At 64.2% G+C, this 15,604-nt stretch carries 15 protein-coding genes; 3 read left to right on the forward strand and 12 right to left on the reverse strand.

What is annotated here, in order from left to right:
* Positions 1-215: 215 nt before the first annotated feature.
* Entirely contained in the window at positions 216-1,772 is a 1,557-nt protein-coding gene (locus tag PMI07_RS25480) for a VOC family protein (protein ID WP_007765236.1), read from the forward strand.
* Here PMI07_RS25480 and PMI07_RS25485 read toward each other — a convergent pair whose 3' ends face one another.
* From PMI07_RS25485 to PMI07_RS25515, 7 genes are all read right to left on the reverse strand, one after another.
* Positions 1,773-2,864, reverse strand: a complete 1,092-nt coding sequence (locus PMI07_RS25485; RefSeq protein ID WP_007765234.1) for an aminotransferase class V-fold PLP-dependent enzyme — start codon at positions 2,862-2,864, stop codon at positions 1,773-1,775.
* Positions 2,854-3,651 carry an ATP-binding cassette domain-containing protein gene (locus PMI07_RS25490; RefSeq protein WP_007765229.1) on the reverse strand — a complete coding sequence of 266 codons (798 nt, stop codon included), beginning with the start codon at positions 3,649-3,651 and terminating at the stop codon, positions 2,854-2,856. The genes PMI07_RS25485 and PMI07_RS25490 overlap by 11 nt, the downstream gene beginning before the upstream one ends.
* Positions 3,648-4,430 carry an ABC transporter ATP-binding protein gene (locus tag PMI07_RS25495; RefSeq protein ID WP_007765228.1) on the reverse strand — a complete coding sequence of 261 codons (783 nt, stop codon included), beginning with the start codon at positions 4,428-4,430 and terminating at the stop codon, positions 3,648-3,650. The genes PMI07_RS25490 and PMI07_RS25495 overlap by 4 nt, the downstream gene beginning before the upstream one ends.
* Entirely contained in the window at positions 4,427-5,257 is an 831-nt protein-coding gene (locus tag PMI07_RS25500) for an ABC transporter permease (protein ID WP_007765226.1), read from the reverse strand. The genes PMI07_RS25495 and PMI07_RS25500 overlap by 4 nt, the downstream gene beginning before the upstream one ends.
* Positions 5,258-5,267: 10 nt before the next feature.
* Positions 5,268-6,257, reverse strand: a complete 990-nt coding sequence (locus PMI07_RS25505; protein WP_037088365.1) for an ABC transporter permease — start codon at positions 6,255-6,257, stop codon at positions 5,268-5,270.
* Positions 6,258-6,297: 40 nt separating this feature from the next.
* Positions 6,298-7,899: an ABC transporter substrate-binding protein gene (locus PMI07_RS25510; protein ID WP_007765223.1), complete on the reverse strand. Its 1,602-nt coding sequence runs from the start codon at positions 7,897-7,899 to the stop codon at positions 6,298-6,300.
* A gap of 146 nt (positions 7,900-8,045) precedes the next feature.
* A complete protein-coding gene (locus tag PMI07_RS25515) occupies positions 8,046-8,618 on the reverse strand; it encodes a TetR/AcrR family transcriptional regulator (RefSeq protein ID WP_007765221.1) in 573 nt (190 codons plus the stop codon).
* 92 nt (positions 8,619-8,710) lie between these two features.
* On the opposite strand from PMI07_RS25515, the gene fabF reads away from it, so the two are divergent.
* Positions 8,711-10,000 carry a beta-ketoacyl-ACP synthase II gene (fabF, locus tag PMI07_RS25520; protein WP_007765218.1) on the forward strand — a complete coding sequence of 430 codons (1,290 nt, stop codon included), beginning with the start codon at positions 8,711-8,713 and terminating at the stop codon, positions 9,998-10,000.
* Positions 10,001-10,010: 10 nt separating this feature from the next.
* On the forward strand, positions 10,011-11,189 hold the full coding sequence (locus PMI07_RS25525) for a thiolase family protein (protein ID WP_007765215.1): 1,179 nt from the start codon (positions 10,011-10,013) through the stop codon (positions 11,187-11,189).
* A 137-nt stretch (positions 11,190-11,326) separates the two neighbouring features.
* Here the strand turns inward: PMI07_RS25525 and PMI07_RS25530 are convergent, their stop codons facing one another.
* The 5 genes from PMI07_RS25530 to PMI07_RS25550 form a co-directional block, all read right to left on the reverse strand.
* The gene (locus tag PMI07_RS25530) at positions 11,327-12,346 is read right to left on the reverse strand and encodes an extracellular solute-binding protein (protein ID WP_007765212.1); all 1,020 of its coding nucleotides are present in this window, start codon (positions 12,344-12,346) and stop codon (positions 11,327-11,329) included.
* A 38-nt stretch (positions 12,347-12,384) separates the two neighbouring features.
* Positions 12,385-12,798 (reverse strand): Rieske (2Fe-2S) protein, encoded by a 414-nt coding sequence (locus PMI07_RS25535; RefSeq protein ID WP_007765211.1) that lies wholly within the window; start codon positions 12,796-12,798, stop codon positions 12,385-12,387.
* Between the two features lie 2 nt (positions 12,799-12,800).
* Positions 12,801-13,907 (reverse strand): amidohydrolase family protein, encoded by a 1,107-nt coding sequence (locus PMI07_RS25540; RefSeq protein WP_007765210.1) that lies wholly within the window; start codon positions 13,905-13,907, stop codon positions 12,801-12,803.
* Positions 13,908-13,922: 15 nt separating this feature from the next.
* The gene (locus tag PMI07_RS25545; RefSeq protein WP_007765209.1) at positions 13,923-15,029 is read right to left on the reverse strand and encodes an amidohydrolase family protein; all 1,107 of its coding nucleotides are present in this window, start codon (positions 15,027-15,029) and stop codon (positions 13,923-13,925) included.
* 15 nt (positions 15,030-15,044) lie between these two features.
* The coding region (locus tag PMI07_RS25550) for an amidohydrolase family protein (protein WP_024164150.1) at positions 15,045-15,604 on the reverse strand (560 nt) is incomplete at its 5' end.

A 15,604-nucleotide genomic window follows, 5' to 3' on the forward strand; every position in this document is an offset into this window, starting at 1 on the left:
CGAATCGCCTTTGGTGATTTTTTGAGCTGTGTGGCGCCTGAATTTTTTGCATGTAGCCTCTCGGTATTCCTGTGCCTCAGCAACGCGGATGCGGGAGCGAAAATGCGCATCCAGGCGTTCGGCCACGGCTTCTTTTTGTCGCCGCGCATATCGCTAGGTCAGTTCCGGGCTGATATCGTCGCGCCATAACTCACAAGAAAAGGTTCGGCTATCGCATGACCAGCGGCCTGCATCACATCACCGCCATCACCCGCAAGATCCAGGCGAATGTCGACTTCTACGCCGGTTTTCTCGGCCTGCGGCTCGTCAAGCGGACTGCCGGTTTCGAGGATGCCCGCCAGCTTCATCTGTTCTACGGGGACGGTGCTGCGACACCCGGCTCCCTGGTGACCTTTCTTGCCTGGGAGGATGGTTCGCTCGGGCGTGTGGGGCATGGGACGCCGAGCGAGATCAGCTTTGCGATTGCGCCCGAGGCAATCGGTTTCTGGCTGACGCGGGCGCTGCAATTCCACGTCAAGCTTTCCGGCCCGGCCCAGGAATTCGGCGAAACGGTGCTGCGGCTGACCGATCCTGACGGGATCATCGTCAAGCTGGTCGGCATCGAGGACACAACGCCCTGGGTCTGGTGGAGCGGCGGCGGCATAGCCGAGGCGGATGCCATCCGAAAACTCCACGGCGCGACGATCCTTTCCGAAAAGCCGGAGCAGACCGCTGCGTTTCTGACGCGGCATATGGGGCTTCGGCTCGGGCCGAAGGACGGCAATATCCAGCGGCTGGTGTCGGATGCGCAGGATATCGTCGATGTCCGCGACGCGGGCGGTTTCTGGACGGCAGCGCCCGGCACCGGCACGATCGACCATGTCGCTTTCCGCGCCGTGGATCGGCGCCAGGTCGAGGCGGTGCATGAAGGATTGCTGGCGGAGGAGGCCGGCGAGATGAACATGCATGACCGGCATTATTTCTATTCGCTTTATGTCCGCGAGCCGTCCGGCACGCTGATCGAACTTGCGACGGACGGGCCGGGTTTCACGGCCGACGAGCCGCTGGAGATGCTCGGGTCAGAACTGTTCATCCCGGCGCATTTCAAGGAAGACCATGACGTCCTGCGGGTCATGCTGCCGCAGTTCGGCCTGCCGGGAGAGGAGCGCATCACCTATCGCGACCTGCCTTTCGTGCACCGCATCCATATGCCGGAGAGATGGGATGGTTCTACGCTGGTGCTGCTGCACGGTACCGGCGGCAATGAAACGACCATGCTGCCCTTCGGACGCAAGGCCGCTCCGAACGCCATGCTGATCGGGCTGCGCGGGCGTTCGACCGACGAGGGGCATCCGCGATACTTCCGCCGCTTCACGCAGATGACGTTCGATCAGAAGGAGATCGCCTCGGAAGCGGAGGCCTTCGTCGCCTTCGTGGAGGAACTCGGTCCGGCCTATGGTGTCGATCCGGCGCGGACGGCGTTTGCCGGCTGGTCCAACGGCGGCAACATGATCGGCGCGGTGATGCAGCTTCATCCGGGACTGATCCGCAAGGCGGTGCTGCTGCGGTCGATGAACTGTTTGGAGGATCGGCCAGCCGTCGATCTTTCCGGCACCCACGTCCTATCGCTCAGCGCGACCGACGATTTTTATGGGTCCATGGCCCAGGAACTCGAAGAGCGGCTTCGCGCTGCAGGAGCGGAACTCACGGCCAGAACGCTCGACGCCAATCATGGCATCGGCAGCGAAGACGAGATGATCACCCACGACTGGCTGATCGAAAAAGGCCTCTGATCAGTCGCCGTAGTGCAGCGCAATCGCATCGACGGCGGCGGATATGTCCGCCTTGAACCCCCGCCGTCGAAGCGCCATGCCATAGGCCGTCAGGTTGCCGAGAACGATATCGAAACGGGCACGCTGGCCGGTATGGTTGAGCCGTATCAGCCGCTCCGCGCCGGGGCCGACACCGGCCGAAAGCTCGATGCCGCGCGGAGCGACCGAGAGCACGGCGGTTGGATCGGCTGCGGCCGGAAGCCTGGCCGTCGTCACCAGGTTCGAGCCGTGCAGGGCGTCCACCCAGAGTTCTCCGCCCATGGCGGCGAGCGCGGCACGGGTCGCGCGGGCGGCACGCACATGCCGGGCGACGATCGCGTCGATACCTTCCGCCTCGACGCGTTCGAGGGCAGCTTCGAGCGCGAAAAATTCCAGCGGCGCGGTGGTGCCGGATAGCGCGCCGCGGCCGGTGTCGAGCCAGGCTTTCTGGTCGAGAAGCGAGAGAATCGAATCCCTTGGCGCCCCTTGTTCAGAAATCAGTTTCCACGCGCCAGGGCTGACCGAGAGTGCCGAAAGTCCTGCCGGTCCCGCCAGCGCCTTCTGTGGTCCGATGACGGCGATGTCGATGCCGAGCGCGTCGATGCTAAGCGCGTGACCGCCGATCGAGGCGACTGCATCCACCACCGTGACGATGCCGCGTGAGCGGGCGAGCGCTATGATCTCCTCCAGCGGGTTGCGGATGCCGCTGGCCGATTCCGCATGGACGAGGGCCAGGACCTTGATGTCAGGATGCGCGTTCAGCGTCGCCTCGACCGCTTCCAGCGTGATCGGGCGGGCGGGTTCGGCCGCGAGATCGACAACCTCGGTGCCGCCGCGCCTGAGCCAGGTGCCGAACCATCCGCCATACATGCTGGTGACGATGTTGATCGCCTTCAGGCCGGGGCGGGCGAGGCTGAGCGCCGCCGCCTCCAGCGCGACGACGGCCTCCGCCTGGATCAGCAGCACGTCGTTGCGGGTCTTCAGGATTTTGGCGATCCGATCGGCGATCGTGGCGTAACGCGCGGCGGGGAAGGACGGTGCGTCGTTCAGCGGGTTCCAGCGGTCAAACGTCATGGGATGGTCCTTCCGTTGGTTCTGTCACGAGGCGCGGTACGGCGCCGATCAGGGCCCTGGCCGCAGGCGATTGCGGGTTTTCGATCACCTGCCGCGTCGGCCCGGTCTCGGTGAGCCGCCCGGTTTCCATGACGGCGATCCGGTGCGAGACGGCGCGCAGGACGGCGAGATCGTGCGAGACGAAAAGATAGCTAATGCTGCGCTCTTCTTGTAGCTCGACCAGCAGCTCAAGGATCTTGCCGCGGATCGAGACATCCAGCGCCGACACCGCCTCGTCGAGCACGATCAGCGACGGTTTCGTGGCGATCGCGCGGGCAATGGCGATGCGCTGCCGCTGACCGCCGGAAACATCGCGGATCGATCGCTCCGCATAGCTTGCCAGCAGGCCGACGCGATCGAGAAGCGCTGCGATTTCCCGCGGGCGCTCGGCTTTCGGCACGATATTATGGATGCGCAGCGGATCGTCGAGCACCGAGGCAACGGTGGCACGCGGATTGAAGGCGCCGAGCACGTCCTGAAACACCATCTGCATCCTGGCGCGGCGATGGCGCAGTTCGGCGCCGGAGAGTGTCAGCCAGTCCTCGCCCTCGAACCGGATCGCGCCAGCATCGGCTGGCAATAGTCGCATAAGAATGCGGGCGAGGGTGGTTTTCCCGCTGCCCGAGGCGCCGACGAGGCCGAGCGTCTCGCCGGGTTCAAGCGTCAGCGAAACATCGCTGACCGCTGCTACCTCGCGACCACCGGAGGAGAAACGCTTCGAGAGGTTTTCGATCGTCAGCAGGGTCACGACGCGGCCTCCCGGATGAGCGGCGTTGTCGTAAGGTCGCGGTGACTGGCGATCAGCATCCTCGTGTATGTCTCTCTGGGTGACGAGAGGACATGTCCCGTCGGCCCGATTTCAACCAGCCTGCCATCCTTGAAAATCGCCACGCGGTCGGCAAAGCCCGAGGCCAGCGCGATGTCGTGGGTGATGAAGATCAGTGTCATGCCCGCCTCACGGACGAGTTCATCGAGCAGCGAGACGATCTCCGCCTGCACGGCCATGTCGAGCGCGCTGGTCGCCTCGTCGGCGATCAGGATGCCGGGCCTGGTGGCAAGGGCTGCGGCGATCGCGACGCGCTGCCGTTGTCCGCCGGAAAGCTGGTGCGGAAAGGCCTTCATCGCCTTGTCCGGCTCCGGAATGCGGACTCGCTCCAGCATTTTTAGTGCGTGGGCATAAGCCTCTCTCCAAGACAGCCCGAGATGCCGGCGAGCGCCTTCAGCCACCTGTTCGCCGATATCAAGCACCGGGTTGAGGCTGGAGGAGGGGTCCTGGAAAACGAAACCGAGATCGCGGCCGGGCAGTGGCGGATGGCCTGAAGACCATCGCATCTCGCCTGCCACCTTTGCACCCAGCGGCAAGAGCCCTGCCACGGCGCGGGCCAGCGTGCTTTTGCCCGACCCGCTTTCGCCGATGATCGCCAGCCGCTCACCGGCGGCGATATCGAGGTCTATCTGGTTCAGCGCCGGCATCGTCTGGCCACGATAGGTGACCGACAGGTTTCGGATTTCGCAAAGCGTACTCATGGCTCCAGCCTCCGTCCCGCGAGCGCCTTGGTCAGGCCCTCGCTGAACAGGTAGACGCCGACGACCGTGACCACCAGCGCGACGCCCGGAAAGATCGAAAGCGATGGCGAGGAACGCAGGATGTTGCGGCCCTCGGCGATCATCGAGCCCCAAGTGACGACGTTCGGATCGCCGAGCCCGAGAAAAGAAAGCGCGGCTTCGGTGAGGATCGCCGCCGCGACGATGATCGCCGACAGCGCCAGAACCGGCGGCAGGGCGTTGGGGAGGATTTCCCGGAAGGCGATTTCGGCCGGATGCATGCCGATCACCCGGGCGGAAGCGACATAGTCCCGTTCGCGGATCGAAAGCACCTGCGCCCGCGTCAGCCGCGCCGGATCCGCCCAGGCGCCGAGTGCAATCGCCATCACCACGACCGGCACCGAGGCGCCGATGACGCTGACGAAGGCCAGCGCCAGCAGGAAGCTCGGGACGATCTGGAAGGCATCGACGACGCGCATCAGCCCCTCGTCGATTAGCCCGCCGGCAAAACCGGCCGTCAGCCCGAGGCAGAGGCCGATGGCTATCGCCGCCAACGCTGCCGCAAGACCGACCGCCAGCGAGGTACGGGTTCCGTGGATTATACCGGCCAGCACATCGCGGCCAAGCCGGTCGGTGCCGAGCGGGAAGGCGGGATCGATGAACGGCGGCAGCAACGCCCGGCCGGCGATGCGCAGCGGATCGCCCGGGGAAAGAGCGGGGGCGAGGAGTGCGATCAGCACCAGAGCCGCAAGGATGCCGAAGCCGATCGCGCCTTCCGGCGTGCGGACCAGATCTCGAAGCAGCCTCATACGCGCCCTCTCATGTATTGGGCTCCGAGGCGCCGACACGCGGGTCGAGCGCGGCATAGACGATGTCGATAATGAGGTTGACGCAGATCACCAGCACGGCGCTGACGACGATGATGCCCATCAGCAGCGGCGCATCGCGGCCGCTGACGGCCTCCTGCGCCAGCCGGCCGAAACCGGGAATGGCAAAGATGCTCTCGATGACGACGCTGCCGCCGAGCATGGCCGCCGATTGCAGGCCGAGCATGGTGACGAGCGGCAGAAGCGCGTTGCGGGCCACATGGCGCAGCACGATGCGGCTGCGGGACAGGCCTTTCGAGCGGGCAAAGAGCACGAAATCCAGTGTCCAGGCTTCGGCCATGCCGGAGCGCATCACCCGCAGGAACAGCGCCATGTAGATCAGCGCCAGCGCGCTGACCGGCAGAACAAGATGCTTGGCGATATCCAAAGCTCGGGCGAAGCCCGCTTTGCCCGAGGCGATGGTCTCGATGCCTGATGTCGGTAGCCAGCGGAGCTGCACGGCAAACACGATGCTGAGCACCAGCCCAAGCCAGAAGCTGGGGATCGCGTAGAGGATGAGAGAGGCCGTCGAAAGTACTCTGTCCCTTAAACTTTCAGGCCTTGCACCGGCAACGATGCCGAGCGCCGAACCGAGCCCAAAGGAGAGCGCCGTGGCGCTGCCCATCAACAGAAGCGTGTTGGGCAGGCGCTCCAGGATGAGGTCGAGGACGGGCCTGCCGAAGGCGACCGACCAGCCGAGATCGAATGTCGCCAGCGAGGAGAAATAGAGCCAGAGCCGGGCGAGCATCGACTGGTCGAGGCCGTAGGCCTGGCGCAGCGACTGGGCGACGGTCGCGTCGCCGCCGCCGATCGACAGGAGATAGGCGTCCACCGCATCGCCGGAGGCCGATTCGAGCAGGAGGAAGGTCAGGACGACAACGATCAGCAGCACCGGAATGCTGCTGATCGCGCGACGTCGGATCAATCGAATGGCTCGGTTCACGCCGAAAAGCGCCTCTGAATCGGATAGTGCGGAGAGCCTATCACGATTTCAGCGCGGTATCCGACCAGTTGGACACGGCCCAGCGCGGATTGTTGGAGACGTTTTGCACCGTGTCACGCGCCACTGTGATAAAGCCCCATTCGGCGACGTTGATCAGCGGTAGATCGGTAGCGACGATCTTCTGGAACTGCTTGTAGAGTTCCGTGCGGGCCGCGGTATCGACCGTTTCAGCAGCCTTGGCGATGATGCCGTCGAGCTCCTTGTTCTCGTAGCCCCCCTGGTTGGAGAAGGGCACGCCGGCCGGAATGCCGGACCGGACGAGGATGGTCGTCGAGATTGCCGGGTCGCCGCGGAAGACCGGCGGGCCGATCGCGAGATCGAAATCGTGATCCGTGTAGACCGCCTTCTGGTGGGCCGCCGAATCCGCGTTGATGAGCTGTGCATCGATGCCGACTGCCGCAAGCGCCTGGCGGAGATAGTCGCCGAACTGCTTGGTCTCGTTGAAATAGGGCGCCGGGCGCAGTTTCAGCGAGAAGCGGGTGCCATTGGCGCCCTTCTTGTAGCCGGCCTCGTCGAGCAGCGCATTCGCCTTGGCAGTGTCGAAAGCGTAGGTCGGGACGCTGGCATCATAGAATTCCGGCGCATTCTTCGGCACGAGGCCGGTCGAGGCAGCGGCGTAACCCAAGAAGATCGTGTCGACAACGAACTTCCTGTCGATCGCGTGGGCGATTGCCTGGCGCACCTTGACGTCGGCGAGCTCCTTGCGGCGGTGGTTGATCTCGACAACGAGCTGGTAGGTCAGCGCCTCGTAGCCCTTGGAGATGACCTTGATGCCCGGCACCTTGGAAATGCGGGCGAGATCGGTGAGCGGCACGGCCGAAAAGGCTGCAAGCTGGATTTCCTCCGCTTCCAGCGCAGCGCCAGCGCCGGCGCGGTCCGGCAGGACGCGGAAGATGACCTCGTCGAGCTTCGGCTCGCCCTTGCCCCAGTAGTCCGCATTCTTGGTCAGGCGATAATATTCGCCCGGCTTGTATTCGGTCAGCTTGAACGGCCCGGTGCCGACCAGCTTCACATTGGCCGGGTTGGTGGCGATGTCGGTGCCTTCGTAAAGGTGTTTCGGCACGACGCTGCTGACCACCGGCAGGGCGTTGCGGATGAGCTGCAGCGGTGTCGGCTTTGAGAACTTGAAGACCGCGGTCGTCGCGTCCGGCGTCTCGACGGCTTCGAGATTGGCGAAGACCAGGCGGCCGAGGTTCTGCAGCGGTTTCCAGATGGCGAGCGCCGAATAAGCGACGTCGGCCGAGGTGAAAGGCTTGCCATCATGCCATTTCACGCCTTCGCGCAGCTTGAAGGTGACCGATTTGCCGTCTGCCGAGCCTTCCCAGGAGGTGGCGAGGCGCGGTGCGAGGCCGTCCTTGCCGTCGAAGGAGGCCTCGGCGAGCGGCTCGACCACCTTGCTCGCGATGAAGAAGACACCGTTCGAGGCGACGATCGCGGGATTGAGGTTTTTAGGCTCGGAATCGGCCGCTACGATCAGCCGGCTACCGGCCTGGGCAAGCGTTACGGTCGGAAGCGCGGTCGAGGCGAGCAGTGTGCCGCCCGCCTGCAAGAGGGTCCGTCGGGATAGGTTGGCGATCGTCATTGCTCTCTCCTGCATCCAGCGATTTTTCAGCATATTGCCAGCGAAATGGCCGGTCGCACAGGCAGGAAATTCCTTTGCGGGGCATTCGGGAACAAATTCTTGGATGCGCAGGGGCGGCGGGCGCATTTCCTTTGCGCCATAAAGGCTTAGTGCCGGGTCTTCAGCTTGTCGCGAAGGGCGGCGAGGATCTCCTCCGCGAGCGGCGCATCGCCGACCGCGCGGGCGAGCGTCAGCCCTCCGACCATCTGGGACAGGATGACGATCGACTTGCGGCGCCGGTCCTCGTCGCCATCGCCGTCGACGATCTCCTGCAGCAGCTGCAGGTGGTTTTCGATGCCTTCGGCGAATACGGATTGCACGGCTTCGCCTTGGCGGGAAGCATCGGCGCAGAGCGAGGCGAAGGTACAGCCCTTTGCCCTGACCAGCAGGTTCTGTCGGGACAGGTACATTTCGGTGATGGCCTTGAGGGCCTTGTCGCGGGTGCGGCTTATAGTCTCCCGCCACAGAGTGACGTTGAGCGCCAGCGCCTGGCGCGAAGCCTCGGCCGCCAGATCCACCTTGGATCTGAACTGGCCGTAAAATCCCCCGTGCGTCAGGCCCGCCGCCTTCATCAGGTCGGCAATGCCGATGCCGTCGAAGCCGTATTCGCGAAACAGTTCGCCCGCTTTCAACACCACGCGGGCACGGTTCTCCTCGGCTTCCTGGCGGCTCACCTTCATCGTCTTCTCCTTCGAACCATCTTGACTCTTATATTTTGATCGTCATCTAAAAGGGCGTTATATGATGATCAAAATTTAAATCGAGGTGAAACATGCCGGCAAGACCGAGCGACAGAATAGTGATCACCGGCATGGGCATGGTCTCGCCGCTTGCGAGCGGCGTGGAGGCCAGCTGGAAACGCCTGATCGAGGGACGTTCCGGCCTGCGCCGGCTTTCTGACGACATGGTGCCGGATATCGACGCCAAGGTCGGCGGCGTCGTGCCCGGCATCGACGAGGACGAGTTCGGCTTCGATATGGATCTCGCGGTGCCGCACAAGGATCGCAAGAAGATGGACCGTTTCATCGCCTTTGCGCTCGAAGCCTCGCGGCAGGCGCTGGAGCAGTCCGGGTGGGTCGCCGATACCGACGACAAGCAGGACCGCACCGCGACGATCATCGCCTCCGGCATCGGCGGCTTTCATACGATCGCCGAAGCTGTGCGCACGGTGGATGCCCGTGGCGCCAGTCGGCTATCGCCGTTTACCGTGCCATCGTTCCTCGTCAATCTCGCAGCCGGCCATGTCTCCATCCGCTACGGGTTCAAGGGGCCGATCGGCGCCCCGGTAACGGCCTGCGCGGCAAGCGTTCAGGCGATCGGTGACGGCGTGCGGATGATCACGAGCGGCGAAGTCGATGTGGCGCTCTGTGGCGGCACCGAGGCCTGCATCAACCGCGTCGCACTTGGCGGATTTGCGGCGGCGCGCGGTCTTTCCACCGCATTCAACGATACGCCTGAGAAGGCGTCGCGACCGTTCGATGCGGCGCGGGACGGGTTCGTCATGGGCGAGGGCGCCGGCATCGTCGTCATCGAGACCCTCGAACATGCGCTGGCGCGTGGCGCAGCACCGCTCGTCGAAGTGGTCGGTTACGGCACCAGTGCTGACGCCTATCACCTGACGGCGGGTCCGGCCGATGGTTCAGGGGCAAAACGGGCGGTCCAGCGAGCTCTTCAGATGGCAGGGCTTCAACCCGAAGCGATCGGTTATCTCAACGCGCATGCCACATCGACGCCGGTCGGCGACGCGGGCGAGCTCGCTGCGATCAAGTCCGTTTTCGGCACGAATAACGGCCCGGCGATCTCCTCGACCAAATCGGCGACCGGGCATCTGCTCGGTGCCGCGGGCGGCCTGGAGGCGATCATCACCGCGCTGGCGCTGCGTGACGGCATATTGCCGCCGACCCTCAACCTCGAAGATCCCGATCCGCTCGCCGAAGGGCTCGATCTCATCGGTCCGCAGGCCCGTCACGCCGATGTCGAATATGCGCTGTCCAATGGGTTCGGCTTCGGCGGTGTGAACGCCAGCGTCATCCTGCGCCGCTTCGATGAAAACGCAAACTAGGAGAACCATCATGTCCGAAGTCGTCATCGTCCAGCCGGTCCGCACCGCGATCGGCAAATATAACGGCTCGCTCGCCGGCATTGCGGCCGTCGATCTCGGCGCCGCGGTGATCCGCGAGACGATCGCGCGCTCCGGCCTCAGCGCCGCCGAGGTTGCCTCGGTCGTGATGGGCAATGTCGTCCAGGCCGGCAACAAAATGAACCCGGCGCGGCAGGCGGCGATCCATGGCGGTCTGCCGGTCGTGGTGCCGGCCGTCACCGTCAACCGTGTCTGCGGTTCGGGTGCCGAGGCGATTGCCAGTGCGGCCAAGGATATCTGGCTCGGCCATGCCAGGGCAGCGATTGCCGGTGGCATGGAGAACATGGACCGCGCGCCCTACCTGATGAGCGGCGGCCGCTGGGGTTATCGCATGGGCCATGCGGAGATCTTCGACAGCATGCTGCTCGACGGCCTTCACGATGCGTTTTCGGACAGACATTCCGGCTGGCACACGGAGGACATGATTGCCTCCCAGCAGATCAGTCGCGCGGACCAGGACCGCTGGGCGGCGCGTTCGCAGCAGCGTTTCAGTGCCGCGCAAGCGGAGGGCAGGTTCGCAGCCGAGATCGTCGGCATCGACCTCCCGGTGAAGGGTGGCGTGAAGAGTTTTGCCGCCGACGAAACGCCGAGGCCGGATACCACGATCGAAGCTCTTGCGAAGCTGAAGCCAGCCTTCCGCGACGACGGCACGATCACCGCCGGCAATGCGCCGGGCCTCAATAGCGGCGCGTCGGCGATGATCGTCGCCGACCGGGCCTTTGCTGAAGCCAGGGGCTTGGCGCCGATGGCGCGGCTGGTGTCCTATGGCGTTGCCGCGGTCGAGCCCGGCATGTTCGCGCTCGGACCTATTCCGGCCGTCAACCAGGCGCTGGAACGGGCTGGCTGGACGATCGGCGATATCGAGCGGATCGAGATCAACGAGGCCTATGCGGCGGTACCGCTCGCGGTCCTGAAAGGGCTCGGCCTGCCGGAGGATATCGCCAATGTCGAAGGCGGGGCGGTGGCGCACGGCCATCCCATCGGCGCAACGGGCGCGATCCTGACGACGCGGCTTCTGCATTCGATGCAGCGCGACGGGTTGAAGCGCGGTATCGTCACGCTCTGCATCGGCGGCGGCCAGGGCATTGCGCTGGCGCTGGAAATGATCTGATCTCCTTGACGCGTATGTCGTTGCCCCGAAACCGGCTTCCAGTTTCGGGGCACATGCTTCAGCAAAAAGCGCGGCAAGAGGGATTGCCGCGCTTTTCGTCTATCCAGGCAGAGAGGACCTTGGGGTCTTGAAGACCCCTACGGATAGATTTTCTTGGCCAGATCCATCATCGGGCCGTATTCATTCATCTCTCGGGTGCCGAGCAGTTTTGCGCTGGCGAAGCGCTTGGATTCCGGGTCGAGCTGGTCTTCCACACCCTTGGCGACCGGCAGCATCCACGCCTTGGCGTAGGTGACCTGCGATTCCATGTCGAGGAAGTGGTTGATGAACAGTTTTGCCGCGTTCGGATGCGGTGCATTCTTCATCATCGCGAAATGGATCGAGACGTAGGGCACGCCTTCCGGCGGCACGATCACCTTGATCGGCAGGCCCTTCAGGTCGTTGGCGAAGGCGAACATCTGCGGCATGTAGATCGGATATTCGCCACGGGCGACGCGCTTGGCATCGTTGCGGAGGTCGCGGCTGAAGACCGGCTTGTTTTCCGCCAGCTTCTCGTTGAACGCCTGGCCGAAGGCCTTGTTGAAGACCACGAACATCGTGCCGCCGGAGCCGAGCGGGCGCATGTCGTCGGAGAGCAGTTTGCCTTTCCATTTGGGATCGGCGAGGTCCTTCCAGCTCTTCGGCTCGTCTTCCGGTTTCACCAGGCTGGTGTTGACCAGAATGCCGTAGGCCTGCAGGAAGCCCGGCACGTGGGTGTCGGTGATCTCCTTGCGCATGTCCTCGCGGATATTGGCGACGTTCGGGATCGTGCCGAGCGGCTGGACCAGCGTGCCCTGGGTGACGCCGGTTTCGATCGAGTTCGCCGAATGCATCTGGATATCCGCGATGAAGCGGCCGGCGGCCTGTTCGGCGCGCAGGCGCTCGGTCAGTTCGCTGGCGCGCAGATCAAGCGACTCGACCTTGATGCCGTATTTCTTCTGAAAGCTTTCGGTAACGGCGAGAAAGTTCGGGGCTCCGAGCTGGGAATTGTAGACGGTGACGGTGCCTTCCTTCTTGGCGGCTTCCACCACCTTGTTCCAGTCGGCATCCTGCGCAAGCGCTGGGCTACAGAGCATCGCGCCGAGCGCGAGCCCGGCCAGTTTGGTGATGAGCGACATTTTTTTCCTCCCGAGAATATTCGCTTGTGACAGGGTCGTCAGATCTCCACGATCACGTAGTCCTCGTCGATGGAGACCGGAAAGGTTTCGGCCTGGTAGGGGCCTTCGGCAAGCGCTCCGCCCTTGGCGACGGACACGTCGAAGCTCTTGACGCGGGTGCGCGCCGGATCGCACCAGGATTTGCCGGTGCGGATGTCGAATTCCCAGCCGTGCCAGGGGCAGCGGACGAGCTCGCCATGGCGCGTCATGCGGTATTTGCCGGGCTCGTCCGACTCGGCGAGGCCGACGACCTGACCTCGGCAGAGGTCGGCGCCCTCGTGCGGGCAGCGGTTGGCGATGGCGAAGAACTCGCCCTTGACGTTGAAGAGGGCGATGTCGCGGCCGGCGACCTTCACCAGCTTGGACTTGCCGATATCGAGTTCATCGACCTTGGCGATTACGTGACGGGCCATGCTCAGTTCAATCCATAGAAGTTGACAGCGTTTCCGGCGAAGATCGCCGCTTTTTCGGCCGCCGACAGCGGCACCTTGAAGGCGTAGCGGGGATCGTCGAAATCCCAGTGGGGATAGTCGGTCGAGAACATCAGCCGGTCGGTGCCGATCCAGTTCAGCGTATCCGTGAGGTTCCTGGCCGGGTTCGGCTCTTCCATCGGCTGGGTGGTGAACCAGATGTTGTTCTTCAGATATTCAGAAGGCGGCCGCTTCACATGCGGAACCTCGTCGCGCATCGCGGCCCAGGCCTTGTCCATGCGCCAGCCGAAGGCCGGCACCCAGGAAAAGCCGCCTTCGACGAAGGAGATCTTCAATTCCGGAAAATGCTCGAAGGCGCCCTCGAAGATCAGGCTTGCGATCACCGACTGCATGGTCTGCACCTGGCTGTGGTGCTCCTCGATGTAATAGGAAGGCCAGCCGGCGCCGGTCGCCTGATGCCCGCCGACGCCGCCCACATGCAGGGAGATCGGCAGGCCGTGGCTGACGGCTGCTTCGAAGATCGGCCAGTGGCGGCGTTTGCCCAGCGGTTCGATCGAACGCGGGGGCAGCAGGACCTGCACGAAACGCTTGTCGGAGGCGCGGCGGTTGATCTCGGCGACGGCGTTTTCCGGATCTTCCTGGGTAGCGATGATCGAGCCGCGCAGGCGCGGTTCCGGTTCCAGGAATTTGCCGACCTGCCAGTCGTTGATGGCCGTGGCGATGGCGGTTGCGAAATCCGGATGGCGCTGGCCGCTGGCGTTGAAACGCAGTGGCACCAGCACACCGATATCGATGCCAAGCCCGTCGAGATGCTGTTCGCGCAGGAAGGGCAGGTCGGAGCCGGGAGGCCCGCCTGATGGCGGCCACGAATCGACGCGCGAGACTTCCGGCACCATGCGCGGATGCGACAGCGTTTCGGACAGTCCCTGGCGGGTATGGCCGCCATAAGTCGCGAGATGATCCCGCCAGCGCTGCGAGAGGTAGGGATGCATCTCCGCCGGCGTCTTCATCGACGGATGGATGTCGCAGTCGATCAGATTGTATTTGGTCTTCGCCTCGACCGGGCGTTCCAGCGTTTGGGCTTCGGTCATCGTGCGGCCTCCTTCTCAAAAATCCGCGGCGATCCGCGGATAGGTGGCGAGCGGGTTGTCGATCAGGATCTTCTTCGCCAGCGTCTCGCCGAACTTGGCCGAGAGCGCATTGGTGCCCTCGAACTGCGCATGCGGGTAGTCGGTCGAAAACAGCAGGATGTCGTCGCAGTCGATGTGCTCGAGCGTGCGGGCGAGCGCATCGGTTTCGAGCGGCGCTTCGACCGGCTGCAGCGTGAAGCGGACATGCCGCTTGACGATGTCGCTCGGCTGTTCGGTGACCCACGGCGTTTCGGCCCGCACGCCGCGCCAGGTCTTGTCGGCCCGCCAGAAGAAGGACGGCAGCCAGGTGAAGCCGCTTTCGGCGAACACGACCTTGAGGTCCGGCACCTTGTGGAAGACGCCTTCGGCGACAAGGCTGAGGAGCTGGCTTTCGAAGATCGAGGCCTGCGCCACATAGGCTTCGACGAAGAAGCTCGGCCAGCCTGTGGCGGTCGGCGCATGGCGGTTGCTGCCGCCGGCGTGGATGCAGAGCGGCAGCCTGTTGCGGGCGGCGGCCTCGTAGATCGGCCAGTAGCGGCGTCGCCCGAGCGGCTCGTCGTTCTGGGCGAGGATCATCACCTGCACGAAACGCGGGTCCGCCGCGCGCTTCTCGATCTCGGCGACGGCGAGTTCTGCGTTCTGGGCCGAGACGATGATCGAACCGCGCAGGCGCGGCTCCTTGTCGAGCCATTCCCGCGCCAGCCACTCGTTGACGGCACCACAGAGTGCCGCGGCCATGTCGTCGGAATGCATGATCATCGAGCCGTGCAGCACGTTGCAGATCGCCAGCCGCGTTCCGAAAGGGTCGAGCGCCTGGGTGCGGACGGCCTCCAGCGTATCGCCGGCAAAGCCGCTTGCCGCCTTCCAGTCGGGACGGACATTGATCGGGGCACGCGGCGGCGACGCGGTCATCGCCAGACTCATCCGGTCGACGCCGCGCATGATAAAAGTTTCGCGCCAGTAGTCGTCGAGATAGGGCAGCAGCGTCGCGGTCGCCGGCGAGGCCGGATGCAGGTCGCAGTCGATGCCGCCGAAGGTCGACAGTCCGGGCTCGTTGCCCAGCGATCTCACCATTTCGTTCATGTGAGCACTCCGTGTTCAGGGCAGGCGGTAGACGCTCTTTGCGTTATCGCGAAAGATCTGCGCGTGCTCCGTCGGTGTCAGCGGCACCTTGAAGGCGAAGCGCGGGTCGTCGAAATCCCAGTGCGGGTAGTCGGTCGAGAACATCAGCCGGTCGGTGCCGACCCAGCGCAGCGTGTCGAGCAGGTGGCGGTTGTTTTCCGGCTCCTCGATCGGCTGGGTGGTGAACCAGACGTTTTCGCGGATATATTCGGACGGCGGCCGCTTCACATGCGGAACCTCGGAGCGCATCCGCTCCCACTGCTTGTCGAGCCGCCAAGCGAGCGGTGCAGCCCAGGCGAAACCGCCTTCGACGACGATCAGTTTCAGCTTCGGGAAGCGTTCAAAGACGCCTTCGAAGACCATGCTGGTAACGACGCTCTGCAGGCTGTGCGAGAAGGCATAGTGTTCCTCGATATAGAAGTTCAGCCAGCCGGCGCCGCTGTTTGTGTGCTGGCCATAGGCGGCCGAATGCATGCCGATCGGCATGTCGTAATGTTCGGCCGCCTCGTAGATCGGCCAGTAACGACGGCGGCCCG

This window comes from Rhizobium sp. CF080, from assembly GCF_000282095.2.
Lineage (GTDB): Bacteria > Pseudomonadota > Alphaproteobacteria > Rhizobiales > Rhizobiaceae > Neorhizobium.

Bases quoted from the DNA above. Each gene is read 5' to 3' on its own strand.
- PMI07_RS25540 (WP_007765210.1), bottom strand. From the start codon at position 13,907: ATGACCGAAGCCCAAACGCTGGAACGCCCGGTCGAGGCGAAGACCAAA.
- PMI07_RS25510 (WP_007765223.1), bottom strand. From the start codon at position 7,899: ATGACGATCGCCAACCTATCCCGACGGACCCTCTTGCAGGCGGGCGGC.
- PMI07_RS25535 (WP_007765211.1), bottom strand. From the start codon at position 12,798: ATGGCCCGTCACGTAATCGCCAAGGTCGATGAACTCGATATCGGCAAG.
- fabF (WP_007765218.1), top strand. From the start codon at position 8,711: ATGCCGGCAAGACCGAGCGACAGAATAGTGATCACCGGCATGGGCATG.
- PMI07_RS25515 (WP_007765221.1), bottom strand. From the start codon at position 8,618: ATGAAGGTGAGCCGCCAGGAAGCCGAGGAGAACCGTGCCCGCGTGGTG.
- PMI07_RS25480 (WP_007765236.1), top strand. From the start codon at position 216: ATGACCAGCGGCCTGCATCACATCACCGCCATCACCCGCAAGATCCAG.
- PMI07_RS25545 (WP_007765209.1), bottom strand. From the start codon at position 15,029: ATGAACGAAATGGTGAGATCGCTGGGCAACGAGCCCGGACTGTCGACC.
- PMI07_RS25530 (WP_007765212.1), bottom strand. From the start codon at position 12,346: ATGTCGCTCATCACCAAACTGGCCGGGCTCGCGCTCGGCGCGATGCTC.
- PMI07_RS25500 (WP_007765226.1), bottom strand. From the start codon at position 5,257: ATGAGGCTGCTTCGAGATCTGGTCCGCACGCCGGAAGGCGCGATCGGC.
- PMI07_RS25525 (WP_007765215.1), top strand. From the start codon at position 10,011: ATGTCCGAAGTCGTCATCGTCCAGCCGGTCCGCACCGCGATCGGCAAA.
- PMI07_RS25485 (WP_007765234.1), bottom strand. From the start codon at position 2,864: ATGACGTTTGACCGCTGGAACCCGCTGAACGACGCACCGTCCTTCCCC.
- PMI07_RS25495 (WP_007765228.1), bottom strand. From the start codon at position 4,430: ATGAGTACGCTTTGCGAAATCCGAAACCTGTCGGTCACCTATCGTGGC.